The following is a 20512-nucleotide window of genomic DNA, read 5'->3' as shown; positions in this document are numbered from 1 at the left end:
ATTACAATTCATTAAAAAGGTTAATTAAACTTTCAGCTTGGTTAGACTGCACTTGGTTCACCAATTCACCATTTTTGAAAATTGCGAAAGTAGGCAAGTTGTCGACTTTTGCTAATTTTCTGCTTTCCGGTAATTTTTCAGCATCTACATATAGAAAAGGAATTGCGTCATTTTCTGATGCTAGTTTTTTGAATTTAGGCTTCATGATTCTGCAGTTGCCACACCATGTTGCGCCATATTGTACCACTACTTTTTCGTTTTCGTTAACGATATTTTGTAACGTATCTTCTGTTAATTCTGTATACATTGTTTATTTTTTTAGAAAAAATAAACAATGTAGCAATCTAATAATTTACCAGTGTAACAATTAAATTTACCAGATCCAAAATATTGGTAAACTGCTACATTGCTATATTGGTACATTATATTTTGCTACATTGTTAAATTTAATTTATTAATTTTTAGCTAAATATTCAGCAGTAGAAGTTCTGTCAGCTTTCATTGCATCTTTACCTTCTTCCCAGTTTGCAGGGCAAACTTCACCGTGCTTCTGAACGTGAGTATAAGCATCGATTAATCTTAAATATTCTTTTACGTTTCTTCCTAAAGGCATATCATTTACCGACTCGTGGAATACTTTTCCGGTTTCGTCGATCAAATAAGTTGCTCTGTATGTTACGTTTGAACCTGTGAAATACTCATTTCCTTCTTCGTCAAATTCAAGATCCTGATCCACAATATCTAATAAATTTGCCAATTGTCTGTGAGTATCAGCTAAAAGCGGATAAGTAACTCCTTCAATACCACCGTTGTCTTTTGAAACATTTAACCAAGCAAAGTGTACTTCGTTTGTATCACAAGAAGCACCGATTACTTTAGTGTTTCTTTTTTCAAACTCACCTAAAGCTTCTTGAAATGCGTGAAGCTCAGTCGGGCAAACAAAAGTAAAATCTTTTGGGTACCAGAATAAAAGCACTTTTTGTTGGTTTCTTGTAGTTTCTTCAAAGATGTTGATTCTAAGATCATCACCCATTTCAGACATTGCGTCAATCGTTACGTTTGGAAATTTTTTACCTACTAAAGACATAATTTTCTAATTTTTTATTTGATTAATTTTACAGTGCAAATATACACAGTTTTGTCTATTGAAAAAATACTTATTGATAAATAAAATCTATAATAGTGTTTTTTAGATTGAATAAAAAAAGAGCTTTAAAAGAAGCTATTTCTAGTTTTTAATAAAATTGTGCTCTTCTATTTTTTCAGGTTAAGTTTATTTTTTAAATCTTTAATAACTTCTTCATTTTCTTTATTTCTTATGACTAAATTTTTGAATTCTACTAAATAATTTTCTTGGAGATTATTTAGAAAAATAGTTTGATTGTGATTTTTATTTATATTATTCACTGGCTTTTCATCTAAGAAATATTTAAAATCTTTATCAAAAAACTGGCAAATTTTATCCACCAATAAAAAATCTATTTTCTTTGAATTTCCACTTTCTATGTTGTGTAAAGTTCCTTGTGAAATTTCTAACTCAAAAGCTAATTCACTTTGGGAAAGATGATTTTTGTTTCTTAATTTTTTGATTTTAGTACCAATATCCATATTTCGAAATTAATTTTTGTGAAAAGCTGGTGTCACTCATTTTTAAGTTATACAGCTGTTAAAATATTTAAAAAGCCAACTTACTGATGTTTGCTTATAAAATCAAGAAAAGGTATTGTACTTTTCCGGAATTTTACAAGTTAAAAAAGACCATATTTTGATTTTTTACTAAATTTTAAAATGTATTTTTAGATAGTTAAATTTTAGACAGAAATATTTTTAATTAGTTTTCTAATCGACGTAATTAATTTCTTAGTTGGTGGAGCATAAAGTAATTTTTAAACTTGTAAAAACAATCTAAAAAATTGCTACATCAAATATTATTAATTAAAAAATTTTATTTATGAAAAATTTAAAAAAGCTTTCAAGAAAAGAATTGAAGACTTTAAATGGTGGTTTGCGTAACACAGGAACAAGCAAGTTGTATCAATGCTGTAAAGAAGGAACTTATGATTGTGGAGGTTGTCATGAGGGTGGATGTGGTGCAGGATATTATGCTATTTATTGCGGAACCAATAATCCTCCATCAACTGGACTTGAACCAACCACAGACATAGGATAAATCTAGGCATTTTTTTATTTAAATTACAGTAGTTGAGGTACTAAATTACCTCAACTTTATGCTTAAAAATATACGATATGAAATTCTTAATCTTAATATTGAATCTTTTTTTCTTGACAGGTTATTCTCAGAATTTAAGAATAATTTACTTATTTTCTTCTAGACCTGATTATAATAGCGCAAATACAAATAAAAGAGAAATGGCTCTTGAGATTAACAAAAACAATAGTGTGTTCTACGATTATCAGGGTTTTAAGGAAGATTCTTTGTATACAGAAACGAAAAAGTTTGAAATATCTGATGGTAATATGTCTTATAAAATAAGTAAACAATTTGATAAGCAATATTTTGTCTATGAAGAAATTATGGATGGAGATAAATATATCTATCAAGATTCTATTTCCCTCGATTGGAAAATAACATCAGATAAAAAAAAGATCGGAGATTATAATGTGACGAAAGCTTTGACAAGATTTAGAGGTAGAAAATGGGAAGCTTGGTTTTGTGATAAGATACCTATACCTTTAGGTCCTTATAAGTTTGGAGGATTACCTGGATTGATTTTAGAAATGAAAGATTCTTCAGGTGATTATCAATTTGCATTTCTAGGTATTCAAAAAAAAATTACTCCAAATTCCCAATATCCTTCACGGATAAATTTTAGTTCTTCATATACAATTACCCGGAAAAAATTTCTAAAAGAAATAGAGCTAAATAAGAAAGATCCTGCTAGAAAATTCAAAGCATTAGTTTATAATAATAAAATTAAATTGGTCGATAAAAAACCAGAAGAAATAATTAAAGAAATTGAAAAAAAAGCTAAAGAAAATCAAATCAATAATCCACTTGAACTAACAGATAAATAAAGGTCTTAATCTTCTTCAGTAATTACTATTTTTATATCATTGTCTTTATGATTTTAATAAAATGAGAAGAATATTTTTTTTATTTCTGCTATGGGGTATTTTCATTAATGGAAAGGTAAAATCTGACACCTTGACAACAATAATAAAAGGGAATATTGAAAATTTATCCGATGGAAAAATTTATTTATACAAAAATACTTTTGATAATGTTATCGATAGTACTGATGTAAAAAATGAAAAGTTTCATTTAGAGCATATGTTTTTGGAAAACCAACCTCAATATATTGGCTTTTTTCATTACGATAGTCAGAATTTAAAAACATTATTTTTCTTTCCAAAAAAAGATTTAAAATCAGATAAAACAAAATATGTTGATAGAATAATGTCTGATTCTCTAATAATTTTTGATAAAGCTTTAAAAATAAATAAAGAGGTTTCAAATTCTCATACAATATATGCTAATACTACAGTAAATGGTGGGAAACAAACTTTAGCTTATCTACAATCTGAAATTGACTTATTTGATAATATAGATATAACAACAGTAAATTTAATTGGTGAAAGAATAAAAAAAAATCCTTTCTCATATCATCTTCTTTATGAATTGCAAGATCATAAAAATGATTTGGATGCAAAAGATTTAGAAAAATTGATGCATTTATTTAATAATGATATTAAGAAATCATTGGTTTACAATAATATTGAAAGTTTTGTCATTTTAAAAAATAAATCAAAAAAAGAAAAAATAATCACGTCTTTAAAAAACAATAATGGAAAGAATCAAAAAATTATAAATGAAAAATATAAGAAACATTTAATCATTTTTTGGGCGAGTTGGTGTGGACCTTGTTTACAAGAAATTCCGCATCTAAAAAAAATAAATAAGGAAAATAAAGACATAGAATTAATATCAATTTCAATAGATAAAGATGAAAAAGCATGGAAAAAGAAACTATCAGAGGAGAAAATAACTTGGAAGCAACTGATTGTAAACTTACAAGATCAAAAACTTTTAGAAGCTAGTTTTGGATTTTCAAATACTGTTCCTTATACGATACTTATTGATAATAACTTTAAAGTATTATACCAATTTACAGGATTAATTTCAAAAGAAAATTTAAATAAGATTTTAAAAGAATAAAAAAAGAGCCTCTTTCGAAGCTCTTTCTGGTTTTAATAACCGAATATTTCTGTAAGACTTAACTTTTTAAGTTCACCCAATTTCAGCAAATCTTCATCTTTTACTTTATCTTGTGCAGCGACAAGGCAATAAGTATAATTTTTCCCTTTCATTTCAGAATCATGGAAGGTATTAATGTCTGCAAAATTCAGTTTCGGAGACTGTTCATAAACATTTTTCCTTCTGTCATAATCGAGACCTAATTTTTGAGCTGATAAATAAGAGAAAATAATTCCGTCCTGAGTAATTCTTTCTGCAGCGATCGTTTTTCTCAATCCACTTTTTGCGGTTTCAAATAACTGTTCAGATTTTGGAAGAGTTGTTAAAAGCTCGTTCATTGCCGTTGTAGATTCATTCAGTTTATCTGCCTGAGTTCCTACATAAGCCATAATCATATTTTTGTCATCTTTTTTGTTTGGCTGACCAAAATATGCATAAGTAGAATACGCCAAAGCCTTAGATTCTCTTATTGTCTGGAAAACGATAGAACCCATTCCGCCACCAAAATAATTATTAAATAAACTTATTGTAGGACTAAGGTTAGGGTTGTAATTATCCGCATTTCTTACCCAGAATACTTCAGCCTGTACCATGTCATAATTGGCAAACAAAACTTTGTTTTTATCTGTCGGAACCTGAGTAAAGGTTTTAGATTTTGGCATTTCTTTCAATGTTGCCGGAACTTTATGGATCAAGGTTAAAGAAGATGAAACTCCGTGTGCCGATTTTGGCCCGTAGTGAAGAATTTTATGTTTAAAATTAAATAAATCATGAAGAATATTCACCAAATCTTCTGCTTTTAAAGCATCTAATTCCGCATCAGTTAGAACATTATTGAAAGGGTTTTGAGAACCATACTGAGCATAACTTCTTAGCCCACTCATGATTATTCCCTTGTTCTGTTTTGCATTGGCTCTCGCTTTTTTCAATCTTGCTTTGTAAGAATCTAAAGCTTTTTGGTCTGCTACACAATTTTTAATTAAATCTTCAAATAAATCTGCAGTTTTGTCAAAATTTTCATTCAAACCTTCCAGTGTTACATAAGTTTCTTCGTTTCCGGCGCTTATGTTAAAACTTGAAGCCAGTTTGTAAAACTCTTTACTTATCGCTTCAGAAGATTTATTCTTTGTTCCTAAATACTGTAAATATTCTGCAGCCAAAGGAAGCATTTTATTGTTCCATTTTCCTGAATCGAAGTAATAGTATAGTCTGAAAAGATCATTATCTGTATTTGTTACAGAAAGAACATCTACACTTTTCACTTTGCTCTTCTCAATGTCTTTTTCGAAATTTAACCAAACCGGAGAAATGCTATTTTCCGGCATCTCGTCAATTTTCTTAAGAAACAGAGACTGGTCTTCTCTGTTTACCGAAACCGGTGTAATAGTTGGCTTATCTACTTTTACAATGCTTTTATCTTCACCTTTCTTCTTGTAGATGGCAACGTAATTGTTATTCTGAAGATATTTAGATGCAAAATCCATAATATCTTTTTTCGTAAGTTTAGAGATCTCTTCTAAATATTCTAGTGAAGCTTTGTGATCAATATCTGATGTAAATTCATCCATTAAGATACTTGCTCTGGAAGAGTATTTTTCATCTTTCTGAATGATGTTTTTCTTCTCATTATTAACAATAGACTGAATTAGATCATCCGAAAATTCACCTTTTCTAAGCTTTTCAATTTCCTGAAGAAGAAGATTTTTCACTTCGTCCAACGATTGACCTTCAGTTGGTCTGCCTTGTAAAAGCAATACCGAATAATCTTTTAAAATATATGGAAAAGCATAAGCTGCCAAAAGTTTTTGTTTTTTTACAAGATCCAGGTCAATTAATCCGGCTTGTCCGTTGGTCAGCATATTTCCAATTAAAGTCAAAAGTCTAGCGTCTTTGGTCGTAGCTCCCGGAAATCTGAATCCCATCATTACACTTTCAGGATTTGGACCTACAACTTCTTTTACAATGGGTGATGCAATGGGCTTTTCTTGTCCGACAACGTAGCTTGGAATAGCTTTAGACTTCATGTAAGAAAAAGCCTTATCAATTTTAGCAATCATCTCATCCGGATTAAAATCTCCCGACATGATCACTCCCATATTATTGGGAACGTAATAATTGTTGTAATATTCTCTAATTGCTTTTAAAGAAGGGTTTTTCAAATGTTCGATCGTTCCGATGGTAGTTTGCTTACCATAATTGTTATTCGGGAACAAAGTCTCAAACATTTTATCATAAACTTTGTCGGTATCATCGTCCAAACTTCTGTTTTTCTCTTCGTAAACTGCTTCAAGTTCTGTATGGAAAAGCCTTAAAACAGGTGCTCTGAAACGTTCTGACTGCACTGCCAAAAATTTATCAACCGCATTTGCCGGAATGTCTTCTACATAAACGGTTTGCTCGAAAGATGTGAATGCATTCGTTCCATCTGCACCCATTCCTGCCATCATTTTATCGTATTCATTGGCAATGGCATAGTTTGCTGCTTCACCCGAAACTTTATCTATTTCTTTGTAAATTTCCTTTCTTTTGGCTTCATCTTTTGTCTGATTGTACTTCTCATAAAGAGCATCAACTTTATCTAAAAGAGGTTTTTCTTTTGCCCAATCTTTCGATCCAAACTTATCTGTTCCTTTGAAGAGCATGTGTTCCAGATAATGCGCAAGACCAGTGTGAGTTGCCGGATCGGTTTTGCTACCTGCTTTTGTCGCAATATAAGTCTGAATTCTCGGTTCTTTATTAGTTGCACTTAAAATTACGGTAAGTCCGTTTTTAAGCTTATAATATCTTGCAGAAGTAGGATCGTTGGTTACATATTTATACGTGTATCCATTTGATTTGGCTTCTTTCCATTGAAAGTCCTGAGCTTGAGCATAACCACAAAAACTTGCCGCAGCAATACTGGTTACAATCGTTAATTTTTTAAATAAATTCATGGTTGTTTTTAATTAAATTTTTCTAATAATACTTTTATTCTTCTCATCGCTTCTCTTAAATCTTCTTCAGAAGCTGCATAAGAAAATCTGATACATTCCGGACTTCCAAATGAAACTCCGCCAACACAACCTACATGAGCGTTTTCTAAAATAAACATTGCAAAATCATCAGCATCTTTTATTTCAGTTCCGTCTAATGTTTTTCCGATGTAATGAGAAACATCTGGAAAGAAATAGAAAGCAGCTTTTGGTAAAAGAACTTTAAATCCGGGAATTTCCTTCATTAAATCGAACACGAGATTTCTTCTTTGCTTGAATGCATCAATCATGTATTTATATTCTGAAGGATCTGTTTTTAAAGCAACAATTGAAGCTCTCTGAGCAACCGTATTCGCTCCGCTCGTCATTTGTCCCTGAATTTTTTCACAAGCTTTTGCCAACCATTCCGGACAAGCAGAATAACCAATTCTCCAACCTGTCATTGCAAAAGCTTTAGACATTCCGTTGATCACTGCGGTTTGCTCATAAACTTCAGGAAACTGAGCGATAGATGTAGTTTTAGTCTCGTAATTGATGTATTCGTAAATTTCGTCAGAAATTACCGTTACATGAGGGTATTTAGCAATCACTTTCGCCAAAGATTTCAATTCATCATACGTATAATATCCACCTGAAGGGTTACAAGGCGAGCTGAAAAGAATAGCTTTTGTTTTTTCATTAATCGCTTCTTCAAGCTGTTCTGCAGTGATTTTAAAATCGGTAACATAAGAAGTAGGAAGCATCACAGAATTTCCGCCCATCATTTTTACCATCTCATCATAACTTACCCAAAAAGGAGTAGGAAGGATTACTTCATCTCCATCATTGATAATAGCTGCCAAAACATTAATAATTGCTTGTTTAGCTCCGTTTGAAACACAGATTTGTGTCGGTTTATAATCGAGTTGATTGTCTCTTTTTAATTTTTCAGAAATCGCCTGACGAAGTTCTAAAAATCCCGGAACAGGAGAGTAGTGGCTGTAATTTTCATTGATTGCTGTAAAAGCAGCTTCTTTGATATTATCGGGAACGTCGAAATCCGGTTCGCCTAATGTTAAAGAAATTACATCTATTCCACTGGCTTTCATCTCCCTAGCTTTGTTTGACATGACGAATGTCTGCGAGTAACCCAACCTGTTTACTCTGTCTGAAAGTTTATTCATGTATTCTTTTTGTCTTTTTAACAAATATATATAAAAACTTAATTTGAATAAACTGTTAATAAAACTTATTTTTGCCCTTTAGAATTACTTTTATGTCGATAGCAATCATTCAAAAATACTTTCCGGATCTTACAGAAAAACAAATCGAGCAGTTTATAAAGCTTGAAAGCCTGTATGGAGAATGGAACGAAAAAATAAACGTCATTTCCCGAAAAGATATGGAATCTCTTTATGAGAAGCATATCCTGCATTCTTTAGGTATTGCAAAAATCATGGAATTCGCTCCCGGAACAAAAGTTTTAGACGTTGGAACAGGTGGTGGTTTTCCCGGAATTCCTTTGGCAATTTTGTTTCCTGAAACCCAGTTTACTTTAATTGATTCAATCGGTAAAAAAATTACGGTGGTGAATGCTGTTGCAGAAGGGGTGGGTTTGTCAAATCTTACCGCCATTCATGGAAGAGCAGAAAAAGTAAAAGAAAAGTTCCACTTCGTGGTAAGTCGTGCCGTTACTCAAATGCCTGAATTTCTAAGATGGCTGAAAGGTAAGTTTGAAAAAGAACAATTAAATGCAAAACATAACGGAGTTTTATATCTAAAAGGTGGAGATCTTGCCGAAGAACTTGCCGGACTAAAATGTGAGCTTTTCAGTCTTAAAAACTACTTCGACGAAGAGTTTTTTGACACTAAAAAGGTTGTTTATCTTTCAAAAGGCAATTTTAATTCTTAAAATATGTTAATTCGTATTTATTTTCACTAAATTTATCTTTCCAAACGATCAAAATCCAACATCATGAAATCTCTATTAAAAATAAGTTTCGCTGCGGCAGTTTTAGGTGTTTTTTTTACTTCATGTAAAGATGATGATGATTATCAAACGATAGAATCTGTAGATAAAGTAAAGATTGACAGTGTGAAAATCGTCAGTGATACGATGAGCGTTTTCTCAGTTCAAAGCATCAGAACCTATTCGACGTATGCTTCAACGTGTAGAGGATTCTATGGATACGATTATGTTCATACTGGAGAATTTGACAGAGATGTTACCGCTTATCAATACCTTACTAATGGAATGTGCTCTCAGGTAAATCATAAATCAGCAAATCAGATTAATTTTAGTCCAAGAAAAAAAGGAAATTACACATTCAGATTTTGGAATGGTAATAACAACTGGATTACAAAAACAATTGTAGTGGAATAATGAAGTTTTTTTTAATCGTTTTTTTATTGATTTTCAACATTGTCTCAGCTCAGAATATTGTCTGGAGCGAAAATCAGAAGCTGGTTTGGGATAATTTTAAAAGCAAAACCAATAATCTTGGTGGTGCAACGGTTGTAGCTTATACTCATTGCGGTTGGGAATTTTCAGCAACTACATCGAGCGATCCTAAAGTTCCTGTGAAAATAAATATTCAAACGGTTTTTAATGAAAATAAATCATGGAAAGACGTTAAAAGAATCAATGATTATGTATTGGTTCATGAGCAGAAACACTTCGATATTGCTGAAATTCACGCAAGAAAACTTAGAAAGGAAGTTTCAGAAAAAATAAAAACCACAGCCGATTACAATAAGTTTTTCAAAACAATTTACGCTAAAATCTCTTCCGATTACAAAAGCTTTCAGGCTGACTATGACCGTGTAACCGAACATGGGATGAATAAAGAAAAACAGGCAGAATATAATATTTTAATTACCGAAGAACTCGAAAAACTAAAAAACTACCAGAAAATTTGAAATTTCTAAACAAAATTATCGATGAATTATTAATTCAAAACACTGATTTATCGCAATTTAACATTGTTCTTCCCGGTAAAAGACCCATTGTTTTTATACGTCAGATTTTAGAAGAAAATAATTACTCAGGATTTCTTCCCAATTTTTATACGATTGAAGAACTGATTATCAATATTGTAGATCAACAGACGATTCAGGGGATTTCTCTGTGGCTTTTTGCATTTGATGTTTATAAAGGTTTAAATCTTATTCCAAACGACGATTTTTCTGAATTTTTAAAATGGTTTCCTACGCTTCAGAAAGATTGGGACGATATTTTAAAATTTTCAGATTCTGATGAAGCCGTTTTACAATATATGTTTGATGAAGAACGTATTAAAGAATGGGCGCAGGATTTGGGTGACGATGATGAAGTTCCACGAAAAAAATTCCTGAATTTTTGGAGGAATATGAATGTTTTTCTTCCTGTTTTAAAGGAAAAATTAAGAGAAAAAAACTGGGCAACTCCGGGAATGATTCACGAGTCTGCAAAAGCAAAAATAGGAGAGTTTGCAAAAAATAATATCGAAAATTTTGTTTTCTGCGGCTTTAATGCATTCACTCCGGTTGAAGAAAAACTGGTGAGAGGTCTTTTACAATGGAACAAAGCACAGTGTTTTTTTCAGGGAGATAAATATTATTTTGATGACGAAAGACAAGAGGCCGGAAAGTTCCTCAGAAATCATAAAATGTGGAAAGAGTTTGATGATAACAGAGCTTTCAACTGGATTGAGGATGATTTTAACCAGACTAAAAACATAAAGGTCTACGAAGTTTCAGGTAATGTAACACAAACTAAAATTTTACCTGAATTATTTAAAAATATTAATAATAAAACATTTACGAATACGGCGGTTGTTTTACTTGATGAAAACCTTCTTCCTGCAAGTCTGGATGTAATGCATGAAGTTGAAAATCTCAATATTACAATGGGTTTTCCGCTGAAAAATCTTTCTTTTTCGAATGCGGTAAAACAACTTTTTTATCTCCAAAAACAGCTTGAAAAGAGCAAATCTTCGTATTATTATCGTGATGTTTATCCAATTCTAGAAGAGCTTCCGAAATCTAATGATGATGAAAAGATTATCAATGATTTTAAATCTAAAATAGAAGAGAGAAATATTGTATATATTTCTCAGAAGCTTTTGACTGAGCTTTTGGGGAGTCTTTCGTATTTCAATCTTCTTCAGAAAGCAGACTCTGTTTATCAGTTTTTGGATGATCTTATAGCATTTTGTAAAAAGATTAAATGGCTTGAACTGGATGATATTCAGTATGAAAACGTTTCTCATTTTGAAAATGCATTCAGAATCATAAAAAACCAGATTACACCTTATGGTTTTAGAATTAATATAGAAACGCTTGAGATTCTCATCAATCAGCACATTAATTCAGAAAGCATAGATTTTCAGGGTGAACCACTGAAAGGGCTTCAGGTAATGGGACTTTTGGAAACCCGTCTTTTAAATTTTGAAAACGTAATTCTTCTGTCTGTTAATGAAGGTAAATTACCGCTCGGAAACTCGCAAAATACCTACATTCCTTTCGATATAAGAAGATATTTTGACTTACATACTTTCCTCGAAAACGACAATATTTATGCCTATCATTTTTACCGTTTAATTCAGGATGCACAGAATGTACATTTGCTTTTCAATGCTTTAAGTTCTGGTGTAAATACGGGAGAAAAGAGTCGATTTATTACTCAGATCGAAATGGAAAGTTCTCATCACATCGAGCATGTTATTGTTGAGAATTCTTCAGAGCCAATTTTAAGTCAGCCCATCGAAGTTTTTAAAACAAATATTGTTCAGCAACAGCTTTTAAAATGGAAAGAAAAAGTTTCGGCTTCACACTTAACAAGCTATCTCTATAATCCGATTGATTTTTATCTTTCAAAGATTTTAAATACTTCAGAAGCGGATGAAATTGAAGAAGAATTATCGATTAGAAATTACGGAAATTTAGTTCATTACACGCTTCAAGAAGTTTATGAAGTATTAAAATGTAAAGTTTTAAAATTAAATGATTTACAGAATTCAATTAAACGAATAGATGAATTTATAAATATTGCAATTGAAAAATTAAAACATCAGCCTGAGTTTTACAATAAAGGGATGAATTACATTCATAAAGCCATTGCAAAAAAAGTAATTGAGAATATTCTAAACCATGATTTAGAATTGATAAAAGCGGGTAATTCTTTAGAAATAATTGATATTGAAAGAAGATTTGAAGGAGTAGATTTTTATCTGAATGAAGACAAATCTGACAAGGTTTCTTTCTTTGGCTTCATCGATCGAATTGACAGACTAAATGGAACGGTCAGAATTATCGATTATAAAACCGCAAAAACAAAAAATCTTACCGTAAAAATCGATGAATTAAACAAGTCAGATTATTTCCAAAACAGCGACAGAAAACAGGCGATGCAACTTTGTTTATATCAATATGTAATTCAAAGTTTACCGGAGTTTTGGGGATTTCCTGTAGAAACCGGAATCTGGAGTTTTGCCGATGCTAAAAAAGGAGTAGTGTCGCTGGAATTTGCTCAGGGAAGTCTTGATGATGCTATGATTTCTATTCAAAATTTAATACATGAAATTCTGAATCCTGAAATCAGTTTCCTAGAAAATGTGAAAAACTATAATTATTAATTCGACAGCAGCTAATAGTGCGGAAAAATTAATTTTAAAAGTACAAAAAAACCTCACAGGTCTTTAAAAATCTGTGAGGTTTAAGAAAATATTATTTTAGCCTAAAAAGCGTTAATTCCTGTAATATCAAGACCTGTAATCAACAAATGAACATCGTGAGTTCCTTCATACGTAATTACTGATTCTAAATTGGCAGCATGACGCATCATCGGGAATTCACCCATGATTCCCATTCCGCCAAGAATTTGTCGTGATTCTCTTGCAATATCAATCGCCATTTTCACATTGTTTCTTTTTGCCATAGAGATCTGAGCCGGACTCGCTTTGTGATCGTTTTTCAGATTTCCTAACTGTAGACAAAGTAACTGAGCTTTCGTAATTTCAGTTAAAAATTCAGCTAATTTTTTCTGCTGTAATTGGTAAGAACCAATTGGTTTTCCGAATTGTTTTCTTTCTTTAGAATATTGAACAGCAGTACAATAACAGTCGATTGCAGCTCCAATTACGCCCCAAGAAATTCCGTATCTCGCAGAATTTAAACAAGACAAAGGCCCTTTTAATCCTGTAACATTGGGAAGCAAATTTTCTTTAGGTACTTTCACGTCGTTAAATACTAATTCGCCTGTTTTAGAAGCTCTTAAGCTCCATTTATTGTGTGTTTCAGGAGTGGTAAAACCTTCCATTCCTCTTTCAACGATTAATCCCTGTACTTTTCCTTCTTCATTTTTAGCCCAAATTACTGCGATATCGCATAACGGGGAATTGGTGATCCACATTTTGGCACCATTTAAAAGATAATGATCTCCCATATCTTTAAAATACGTTTCCATAGAACTTGGATCTGAACCGTGATTCGGTTCAGTAAGACCGAAAGATCCGATCATTTCACCGGAAGCTAACTTCGGTAAGTATTTTCTTTTTTGTTCTTCAGAACCGAATTCATTAATCGGGAACATTACCAAAGAACTTTGTACAGATGCCGCAGAACGCACCGCAGAATCTCCTCTTTCCAATTCTTGCATAATCAAACCGTAAGAAATCTGATCAAGACCAGAACCACCGTATTCTTCAGGAATGTAAGGTCCTAAAGCTCCGATTTTTCCCAATTCTCTCATTAAATTTGGTAAATCGGTATGATTTTGAGCCGCCTGATCAATATTTGGCATTACAAAACTTTCAACCCAATCTTTTACAGATTGACGGATAAGCTTGTGTTCTTCGGTAAGTAAAGCATCAATTCCATAATAATCAGGAATGCTTGTAAGAGGATAATATGACATGTAATTTAATTTCCCTAAAAATAAGATTTTTTCGGAATGCTGAAAAGAAAACTTCTTTAAAGAGAAAAAAAACTATTTTTTGATGAATTTATAGAGATAAGGTGCTTTATTTGCTGAACCGTCGAATAATTTCTCCATTCTTTCCAAAGAATTAGTACTTAATATTTTACGCTGAAAATTATTTCGTCTGAATTTTTCACCCAAAATGGTTTCATACAACGACTGCAAGTCTTTCATCGTAAATTTTTCGGGCAGTAAATTGCTTGCTGCAACCTGAGTATCGATGTTTTTTCGCAGATATTCTAATCCTTCAGCAATTACTCTGTCGTGATCAAATGCCATTTGCGGAAGTTTATTTACCTCAAACCACGCACAAGATTCGTTAAAAGCATCGGGAAAAGTGTTTGCCATCGTAAAATCTATTAAGCTGCAATAACCAACTGTGATAAATCTTTGTAAAATCCAATGATCTTTAGGAACATCTAAACCTTTATTATTAATTAATGTTTTGTGGACGTTATTTTCGGTTCTGTTGAGTCTCCCAAAAGTATGAAACTGCTCCAAAAATAATCCTTTAAGATGCGTTCTTTCGTATAAAACACGATCAGCTGCTTCTCTTAGATCTTCATCAATAAAAACAAAACCACCGGGAAGAGAGTACAAATTAAGGTCGTGGTATTTTAATAACAGAACTTTCAGGATGTTATCATGAAACCCAAAAATAGTACAATCGACGGATACATTGGGGATAAGATCTTTACTATCAATAAGTTCCTTTAATGTCTCTATGTTTTTATTGTGATCAGTTTTCATGGGGTAAAAATAAAATTATTTTTTAAATTTTATTAGCACTAAGTTTAAAATAAGAATATGCTAAAACGGAAACCATAATCACAGCTCCCAAAATATATAAAGAATAATAAGTAAGCATTTGATTTTTAAACAGTACCGAAATTGAAATTGAATTGATTGAGCTGCTTATTGATGATACACTTACTATTAAAGAAGTAAAAGCATTGATTTTATCCTTATCAATTTTTGCAATCATTTTTGAGTTAATGACCGGATAGAGTGGTGCGAGAAACAAACCGATAATTGGAAAAAGAAATAACAAAATCCTCGCATTCTCACTAAAATAAAACTGAATGCCTGAAATGATAACCAACAAAATGATAATCATCAACACACACATCATGAAATATTTTGACAACGGAAATCGCTGAATAATCTTTGAAGTAATTGCTCTTCCTGTATATGAAAAGAGCGCCAAAAACGAAGATGCCTGAAGTGCAAAGAAAGAATTAACTTTTAAATGATCTTTGTAAAATGCAGGAAGCCAGGAATTAAAACTCTGTTCGATAAAAATAATAAAAAAACTTACTGCAAAAAAAAGTATAAAAGTTGTTTTTCCAAATCCTGAGAGATCAGGGAGAATTCTCGTGGTCTTATTTTGCGGTTCGGCAATTTTAACTTTCGTAAAAAGATAAACAGTAAAAAAAGAAATCAGAGAAATAGACATAAAGCCAAATTTCCAATATTCACCAAACTGGCTGGAAATTAACCATCCGAAACCTGTATTGACCGTAAAGATACCAATCATAAAAGAAGCTTCAACGCTGTTCATGGTTTTGGCTAATGATTTTTCTTCGGTCATATTATTTCGGATAATGCCGTAAACACAAATTTTTCCTATCGCAAAACAGGTTCCGATAATAGCAAACCATAATTTAAAAAACCAAAAAACTTCGACAAAGGGTAAAAATAAAGAACATATTCCGACAAGCATTAAAGCAAAAACCAATGATTTTTTCGTTCCGAACCTGCTGATAAAATTAACTGCAAAAAGAGAAAATATTGCAATCGGTAAATCTTTAAAAGACTCTAAAAAACCAAGTTTATCATAGGTGATTTTCTGCTCGGAAAGCTGAAGAATAACAATCCCCATGCAATTTAAAACCATTGAAAAAACAAGGAAAGTAAGTTTCAGCGGAAGTGAAATATTTGGTTGTTTAGTGGTCATTTTGGGAATTTATATCAGCTAAATTTTAACAAATAATCAAATATTTATTAAAATCAACAGCCTTTGATTGCCCAAAAATAGTGGAAATATTAAAATAATTATTAAAAAAATGTTAATTAATAAAAAAAAGATATATTTTTATTGTCTCAATTTGAGAATTAAAAAACTTAACTGTATATGAATGTAAAAATATCAAGAAGCTTAGGGATTATTGCCGCACTTTATTTTACGGCAAATTTCAATGCACAGACTACGCCGCGCGATACTGTTTCAAAAGAGCAGAAGATCGAGGAAGTAGTAGTTATTGGTTATGGTTCAGTGAAAAAATCAAACCTTACGAGTGCGGTATCTACCGTAAAATCTGAAACATTTGACGACAGACCTATTTATAATGTAGGTCAGGCTTTGCAGGGAAATGCTGCAGGGGTGAATGTGATACAGTCTTCGGGTAAACCTGGAGCAGCAATTGATGTGAAAATCAGAGGAAACAATTCAATTTCATCAAGTGTAAACCCATTGTATGTAGTAGACGGAATTCAAACTTTTGACATCAGTGGAATTAATCCTGATGATATTACAGATATGACGATTCTGAAAGATGCTACTTCTGCAGCAATCTACGGAATCAACGGTTCTTCGGGAGTTGTAATTGTTACGACAAAGAGAGGAAAAGCCAATAAACCGCAATTGGCATTCAATGCATATTGGGGAATGTCTAAAACGGTAAACAATATTGATGTTTTAAATTTAGACCAATACAAAACGTTGATGGCGGAAATTAATCCATCTTTTCTTACAACAATTAACAATCCGAGATACCAAGGGATTAATACCAATTGGAGAGATGAAGTTTTCAGAACAGGCTTTGATCAAAACTATAACGTCAATTATTCTTTTGGAAACGAAAAAGTAAGAGCTTATACAGCATTAGGTTATCAGGGAATTGATGGAATTATTGATCCTGCAAGATTTGAAAGAATTTCAGCAAAAATGAATTTGGATGCAAAAATTACTAATTGGCTAAAGCTTACCGGTAACTTCAATTACATCAATACAGGTTTAAAAAATACAAACGATAATTTAGGAACTTCAAGAGGTGGAGTTATTTTAAGTGCTTTAAACACGCCTTCTTTTCTTCCAATTTATGGTAATCAGTTAAAAGTAAGAGAGAAAGATGCCTCCGGAAATTTCATTGATGGTTATAAAGACGGACAGTTTGCTTTAAACCCATTTCAATCTTCGTGGGAAAATCCAGTGGCTTATCAGTCCCGAAAAAATGAAACTCAGGCGCAACGTTTTATGAGTAATTTAGGATTGGAAGTTAATCTGCTTAAAAACTTAGTTTGGAAACCAACAGTTTCATTCGATTTAATTGAAAGCACAAATGACCAGTTTACAGATGGCTACCAAACGAGCTACGGAAGACAGCAGAAAGGTATTGGAGGAAAGTATTATTCAAGTTATCAGGATTTGAATATTGAGAATACTTTAACATATACCATAAAATCAGGGGTTCATGATTTAGCATTATTAGGAGGTAATCAAATTCATGAAAAAAGAAATTCTTGGCATAATTACTGGGGAGATAGCTTTCCCGAAGGAACTGCAATGTTTGATTTTAATACTGCTGTAAACAGACATGAAAGTCTGGTAAAAGAAAACTTACGAGAAATGTCTTTCTTTGGTAGAGCTTTATATACTCTTGATAATAAATATACCATTATGGGAGTTTTCAGATATAATGGAAGTTCAGCTTTAGCTTCAGGAAATAAATGGGGCTTTTTCCCAGGTATTTCTGCTGCCTGGACGGTATCTAATGAAGATTTTCTTAAAGATAATACTATACTTTCTGAGTTGAAACTAAGAGGAGGTTGGGGACAAACAGGTAACGCATCAGGAGTTCCTCCTTATTCTCACTTTAATTTAGAAAGACAAACGGAAATTGGTGACGCAGGATCTTGGTATACACGCCAATGGGATAATGCAGATTTGACTTGGGAGGTTACAAACGATGCCAATTTGGGATTAGATTTTGGGTTTTTAAATAACAGAATCAGATTGAATGTCGATGCCTATAAAAGAAAAACCAACGATCTAATTGTTAGAATTCCTATGGGATCTGCCTCTGTACCTTACTATAAAAATGTAGGAAGTATGGAAAACAACGGGTTAGAATTTGCTTTAAATACTCAAAATTTTAAAGGAGAAGGCTTTAATTGGAATACGAATTTTAATATTTCATTCACAAAAAATAAAGTATTAGATTTAAAATGGATTCCTGTTTTGGAAGGAGCAAATGTAGAAACCGTAGGCGCCAATTTAGTTAGATTTCAGGCGGGTCAACCTATAAGTTCGTTCTATGGTTATCAAGTTGATCATGTAGATTCTCAAACAGGAGATATCATTTATAAAGATAATAATGGAAACGGATATTTTGATCCAGGAGACAGAACATTTATTGGAAATCCAAACCCTAATTTTTCTTTTGGATTCAGTAATAACTTCTCATATAAAAATTGGTATTTAGATGTATTAATAACTGGATCTTACGGAAGTGAAATTTATAATGCTACCAGATTTGATTTGGAAATGATGAATGATTTTAAAAATCAATCTACCGTAGTTTTAGACCGTTGGACAACTCCGGGACAAATTACGAAAACTCCAAGAGCTTATTCTGCTAGCTCACAGTATGCTTCTGATCGATTTGTTGAAGATGGTTCTTTCTTAAAGCTTAAAAGTGCTACATTAGGTTACAATTTCTTGAGTCCTTTTAAAGGAGTGAGTAAAATAAACTTATATGTAACTGGTCAAAATCTTCTGACTTGGACAGATTACACAGGTTTTGATCCTGAAGTAAATGCTTTTAATACAACGGCTGGTATTTCTGGTGTTGATTATGGTACTTACCCACAAGTAAGAACATTTATTTTCGGTCTTAAAGCTAACTTTTAATTTAAATTCTTATGAAACTTAATAAAACAATATACTATTTTTTACTTGGAACAACTCTTACATTAGGAACAGCATCATGTAGCGATTATCTTGATACAGAACCTTTAACAGATAGAGCAGTTCCTCTTAATGATACTCCTTATAAAACTACTGCAGAAGCTGAAAGTTTAATGACCACAATTTATACTGACTTAGGAAATGAATATTGGCAGTTAGATTATTTCTTTAATGGCGATGCACAAACAGAAATTGCTCATGCAGGAAGTGATAATATTCAGAACTTCCAGATTGACGAATACAGAATTATCGCGACGAATTCAAACGTCAACAGAGATTGGAACTACTTATTTACTTTTATTAATAACTGTAATAAAATTTTAAATTATGTAGATAATATTCCTGATCCCTCTCTTACAAGTTCTCGTAAAGCCGAAATGAAAGCTGAAGCAGCGATTATGAGAGCGATGTATAATTTCCATGGAGTTCAGCTTTGGGGAGATTTTCCTTTGGTTACCAAAGCTGTAATCGGTGTGAATGACGAAAATTTTGATGAGGTTTACGAACAGGTTTATCCAACAAGAAAACCTATTAATGAAGTATATGCTCAAATTATTGCAGATTTAGAAGGAGCTTTAGCAAATGCACCTGCAAGTTCAAATAAATACAGAGCAACAAGAGGTTTAGCTTTATCTTTATTGGCAAAAGTTTACGCAACAAAACCAAATCCTGATTATGCAAAAGTAATTGATTATACAACTCAATTAATGGGACAAGGATACTCATTACTTCCGGTTTACGATCAGCTTTTTGATGGAAACCACGAAGCGAATGCAGAATCTATTTTCGAATCAAACGGAAATGCAGGAAATCTTTGGGCATGGGGATCTTCAATGTTTTACGGAACAGATTGGAAGAAATTTAATACGCCTTCTTACGACATTGTAAATACTTTCAACACGGAAGGTGATAATGTAAGAAAAAACTCAAGTGTATGGTTTTCTCCGACTACAGTAAGCTGGTCAGATAATTTCTGGCAAAGCAATAATTTCCCTTTCATGTATAAAATGAGAATTACTTCAGGACATCAGAATTTTTATGTGATGAGGTATGCAGATTTATTACTAATCAGAGCTGAAGCTTTAGTTCGTCAGGGAAATTTCACAGATGCTGCAACTTTGGTCAACCAAGTGAGAGCAAGAGCAAGCTCAAGTTTAACTCCTATCACAATTTCCAATGCAGATGACGGAATTAATAAAATTCTAAAAGAAAGAAAATTAGAATTAGCATTTGAGGGGCACCGTTGGTTTGATTTGAAGAGAACAGGAAAAGCAATTTCTATACTTTCACAGCAAAGAGATGCCAATGGAAATCTTTTGCCTTATGTAAATAATTTAAATCAAAACAGACTATTGTGGCCAATTCCACAGACTCAATTGGATAATAACCCGAATTTAACTCAAAATCCTGGATATTAA

At 32.2% G+C, this 20512-nt stretch carries 17 protein-coding genes; 9 read left to right on the top strand and 8 right to left on the bottom strand.

The annotated features are described in order from the left end of the window. Nucleotide 1 precedes the first annotated feature (1 nt). From BUR17_RS03890 to BUR17_RS03880, 3 genes are all read right to left on the bottom strand, one after another. Nucleotides 2-307 carry a thioredoxin family protein gene (locus tag BUR17_RS03890; protein ID WP_074228962.1) on the bottom strand — a complete coding sequence of 102 codons (306 nt, stop codon included), beginning with the start codon at nt 305-307 and terminating at the stop codon, nt 2-4. 147 nt (nt 308-454) lie between these two features. Continuing rightward, nucleotides 455-1087 (bottom strand): peroxiredoxin, encoded by a 633-nt coding sequence (locus BUR17_RS03885; protein WP_074228960.1) that lies wholly within the window; start codon nt 1085-1087, stop codon nt 455-457. Between the two features lie 167 nt (nt 1088-1254). Further along, a complete protein-coding gene (locus tag BUR17_RS03880) occupies nt 1255-1608 on the bottom strand; it encodes a helix-turn-helix domain-containing protein (RefSeq protein WP_074228958.1) in 354 nt (117 codons plus the stop codon). Nucleotides 1609-1951: 343 nt separating this feature from the next. Here BUR17_RS03880 and BUR17_RS03875 point away from each other — a divergent pair, with 343 nt between their 5' ends. The 3 genes from BUR17_RS03875 to BUR17_RS03865 all read left to right on the top strand — a co-directional run bounded on the left by BUR17_RS03875 (nt 1952) and on the right by BUR17_RS03865 (nt 4177). After that, the gene (locus tag BUR17_RS03875; RefSeq protein ID WP_074228956.1) at nt 1952-2170 is read left to right on the top strand and encodes a bacteriocin-like protein; all 219 of its coding nucleotides are present in this window, start codon (nt 1952-1954) and stop codon (nt 2168-2170) included. 77 nt (nt 2171-2247) lie between these two features. Further along, nucleotides 2248-3036 carry a GLPGLI family protein gene (locus tag BUR17_RS03870; RefSeq protein ID WP_074228954.1) on the top strand — a complete coding sequence of 263 codons (789 nt, stop codon included), beginning with the start codon at nt 2248-2250 and terminating at the stop codon, nt 3034-3036. 61 nt (nt 3037-3097) lie between these two features. Beyond that, nucleotides 3098-4177, top strand: coding sequence for a TlpA disulfide reductase family protein (locus BUR17_RS03865; protein WP_074228952.1), 1080 nt, complete (start codon nt 3098-3100; stop codon nt 4175-4177). 32 nt (nt 4178-4209) lie between these two features. Here BUR17_RS03865 and BUR17_RS03860 read toward each other — a convergent pair whose 3' ends face one another. Both BUR17_RS03860 and BUR17_RS03855 read right to left on the bottom strand, forming a co-directional pair. Then, nucleotides 4210-7149 (bottom strand): M16 family metallopeptidase, encoded by a 2940-nt coding sequence (locus BUR17_RS03860; protein WP_074228951.1) that lies wholly within the window; start codon nt 7147-7149, stop codon nt 4210-4212. Between the two features lie 8 nt (nt 7150-7157). Next, entirely contained in the window at nt 7158-8351 is a 1194-nt protein-coding gene (locus BUR17_RS03855) for a pyridoxal phosphate-dependent aminotransferase (RefSeq protein ID WP_074228949.1), read from the bottom strand. 92 nt (nt 8352-8443) lie between these two features. Here BUR17_RS03855 and rsmG point away from each other — a divergent pair, with 92 nt between their 5' ends. The 4 genes from rsmG to BUR17_RS03835 all read left to right on the top strand — a co-directional run bounded on the left by rsmG (nt 8444) and on the right by BUR17_RS03835 (nt 12782). Beyond that, nucleotides 8444-9079: a 16S rRNA (guanine(527)-N(7))-methyltransferase RsmG gene (gene rsmG, locus BUR17_RS03850; protein WP_074228947.1), complete on the top strand. Its 636-nt coding sequence runs from the start codon at nt 8444-8446 to the stop codon at nt 9077-9079. Between the two features lie 63 nt (nt 9080-9142). Then, a complete protein-coding gene (locus BUR17_RS03845; protein ID WP_074228945.1) occupies nt 9143-9550 on the top strand; it encodes a hypothetical protein in 408 nt (135 codons plus the stop codon). Continuing rightward, the gene (locus BUR17_RS03840) at nt 9550-10086 is read left to right on the top strand and encodes a DUF922 domain-containing protein (protein WP_074228943.1); all 537 of its coding nucleotides are present in this window, start codon (nt 9550-9552) and stop codon (nt 10084-10086) included. The genes BUR17_RS03845 and BUR17_RS03840 overlap by 1 nt, the downstream gene beginning before the upstream one ends. Continuing rightward, on the top strand, nt 10083-12782 hold the full coding sequence (locus tag BUR17_RS03835) for a PD-(D/E)XK nuclease family protein (RefSeq protein WP_074228942.1): 2700 nt from the start codon (nt 10083-10085) through the stop codon (nt 12780-12782). The genes BUR17_RS03840 and BUR17_RS03835 overlap by 4 nt, the downstream gene beginning before the upstream one ends. A 101-nt stretch (nt 12783-12883) precedes the next feature. On the opposite strand, the gene BUR17_RS03830 is transcribed toward BUR17_RS03835, so the two are convergent. The 3 genes from BUR17_RS03830 to BUR17_RS03820 all read right to left on the bottom strand — a co-directional run bounded on the left by BUR17_RS03830 (nt 12884) and on the right by BUR17_RS03820 (nt 16082). Further along, nucleotides 12884-14062, bottom strand: a complete 1179-nt coding sequence (locus BUR17_RS03830; RefSeq protein WP_074228940.1) for an acyl-CoA dehydrogenase family protein — start codon at nt 14060-14062, stop codon at nt 12884-12886. A 72-nt stretch (nt 14063-14134) separates the two neighbouring features. Beyond that, the gene (locus tag BUR17_RS03825) at nt 14135-14875 is read right to left on the bottom strand and encodes an NUDIX hydrolase (RefSeq protein WP_066679059.1); all 741 of its coding nucleotides are present in this window, start codon (nt 14873-14875) and stop codon (nt 14135-14137) included. Between the two features lie 22 nt (nt 14876-14897). Further along, nucleotides 14898-16082 (bottom strand): MFS transporter, encoded by a 1185-nt coding sequence (locus tag BUR17_RS03820; RefSeq protein WP_074228938.1) that lies wholly within the window; start codon nt 16080-16082, stop codon nt 14898-14900. Nucleotides 16083-16259: 177 nt separating this feature from the next. On the opposite strand from BUR17_RS03820, the gene BUR17_RS03815 reads away from it, so the two are divergent. Together BUR17_RS03815 and BUR17_RS03810 are read left to right on the top strand one after the other, a co-directional pair. Further along, nucleotides 16260-19037: a SusC/RagA family TonB-linked outer membrane protein gene (locus BUR17_RS03815; protein WP_074228936.1), complete on the top strand. Its 2778-nt coding sequence runs from the start codon at nt 16260-16262 to the stop codon at nt 19035-19037. An 11-nt stretch (nt 19038-19048) separates the two neighbouring features. Continuing rightward, nucleotides 19049-20512, top strand: coding sequence for a RagB/SusD family nutrient uptake outer membrane protein (locus tag BUR17_RS03810; protein ID WP_084550388.1), 1464 nt, complete (start codon nt 19049-19051; stop codon nt 20510-20512).

The sequence above is a fragment of the Chryseobacterium scophthalmum genome, assembly GCF_900143185.1.
GTDB classification, from domain to species: Bacteria; Bacteroidota; Bacteroidia; order Flavobacteriales; family Weeksellaceae; genus Chryseobacterium; species Chryseobacterium scophthalmum.
Note: the sequence above shows the minus strand (reverse complement) of the source record. Positions and strands in the feature narration are given on the sequence as shown.

Excerpts from the sequence above, each read along its gene's own strand:
- BUR17_RS03890 (WP_074228962.1), bottom strand. The coding sequence starts at position 307 with ATGTATACAGAATTAACAGAAGATACGTTACAAAATATCGTTAACGAA.
- BUR17_RS03885 (WP_074228960.1), bottom strand. The coding sequence starts at position 1,087 with ATGTCTTTAGTAGGTAAAAAATTTCCAAACGTAACGATTGACGCAATG.
- BUR17_RS03880 (WP_074228958.1), bottom strand. The coding sequence starts at position 1,608 with ATGGATATTGGTACTAAAATCAAAAAATTAAGAAACAAAAATCATCTT.
- BUR17_RS03875 (WP_074228956.1), top strand. The coding sequence starts at position 1,952 with ATGAAAAATTTAAAAAAGCTTTCAAGAAAAGAATTGAAGACTTTAAAT.
- BUR17_RS03870 (WP_074228954.1), top strand. The coding sequence starts at position 2,248 with ATGAAATTCTTAATCTTAATATTGAATCTTTTTTTCTTGACAGGTTAT.
- BUR17_RS03865 (WP_074228952.1), top strand. The coding sequence starts at position 3,098 with ATGAGAAGAATATTTTTTTTATTTCTGCTATGGGGTATTTTCATTAAT.
- BUR17_RS03860 (WP_074228951.1), bottom strand. The coding sequence starts at position 7,149 with ATGAATTTATTTAAAAAATTAACGATTGTAACCAGTATTGCTGCGGCA.
- BUR17_RS03855 (WP_074228949.1), bottom strand. The coding sequence starts at position 8,351 with ATGAATAAACTTTCAGACAGAGTAAACAGGTTGGGTTACTCGCAGACA.
- rsmG (WP_074228947.1), top strand. The coding sequence starts at position 8,444 with ATGTCGATAGCAATCATTCAAAAATACTTTCCGGATCTTACAGAAAAA.
- BUR17_RS03845 (WP_074228945.1), top strand. The coding sequence starts at position 9,143 with ATGAAATCTCTATTAAAAATAAGTTTCGCTGCGGCAGTTTTAGGTGTT.
- BUR17_RS03840 (WP_074228943.1), top strand. The coding sequence starts at position 9,550 with ATGAAGTTTTTTTTAATCGTTTTTTTATTGATTTTCAACATTGTCTCA.
- BUR17_RS03830 (WP_074228940.1), bottom strand. The coding sequence starts at position 14,062 with ATGTCATATTATCCTCTTACAAGCATTCCTGATTATTATGGAATTGAT.
- BUR17_RS03825 (WP_066679059.1), bottom strand. The coding sequence starts at position 14,875 with ATGAAAACTGATCACAATAAAAACATAGAGACATTAAAGGAACTTATT.
- BUR17_RS03820 (WP_074228938.1), bottom strand. The coding sequence starts at position 16,082 with ATGACCACTAAACAACCAAATATTTCACTTCCGCTGAAACTTACTTTC.
- BUR17_RS03815 (WP_074228936.1), top strand. The coding sequence starts at position 16,260 with ATGAATGTAAAAATATCAAGAAGCTTAGGGATTATTGCCGCACTTTAT.
- BUR17_RS03810 (WP_084550388.1), top strand. The coding sequence starts at position 19,049 with ATGAAACTTAATAAAACAATATACTATTTTTTACTTGGAACAACTCTT.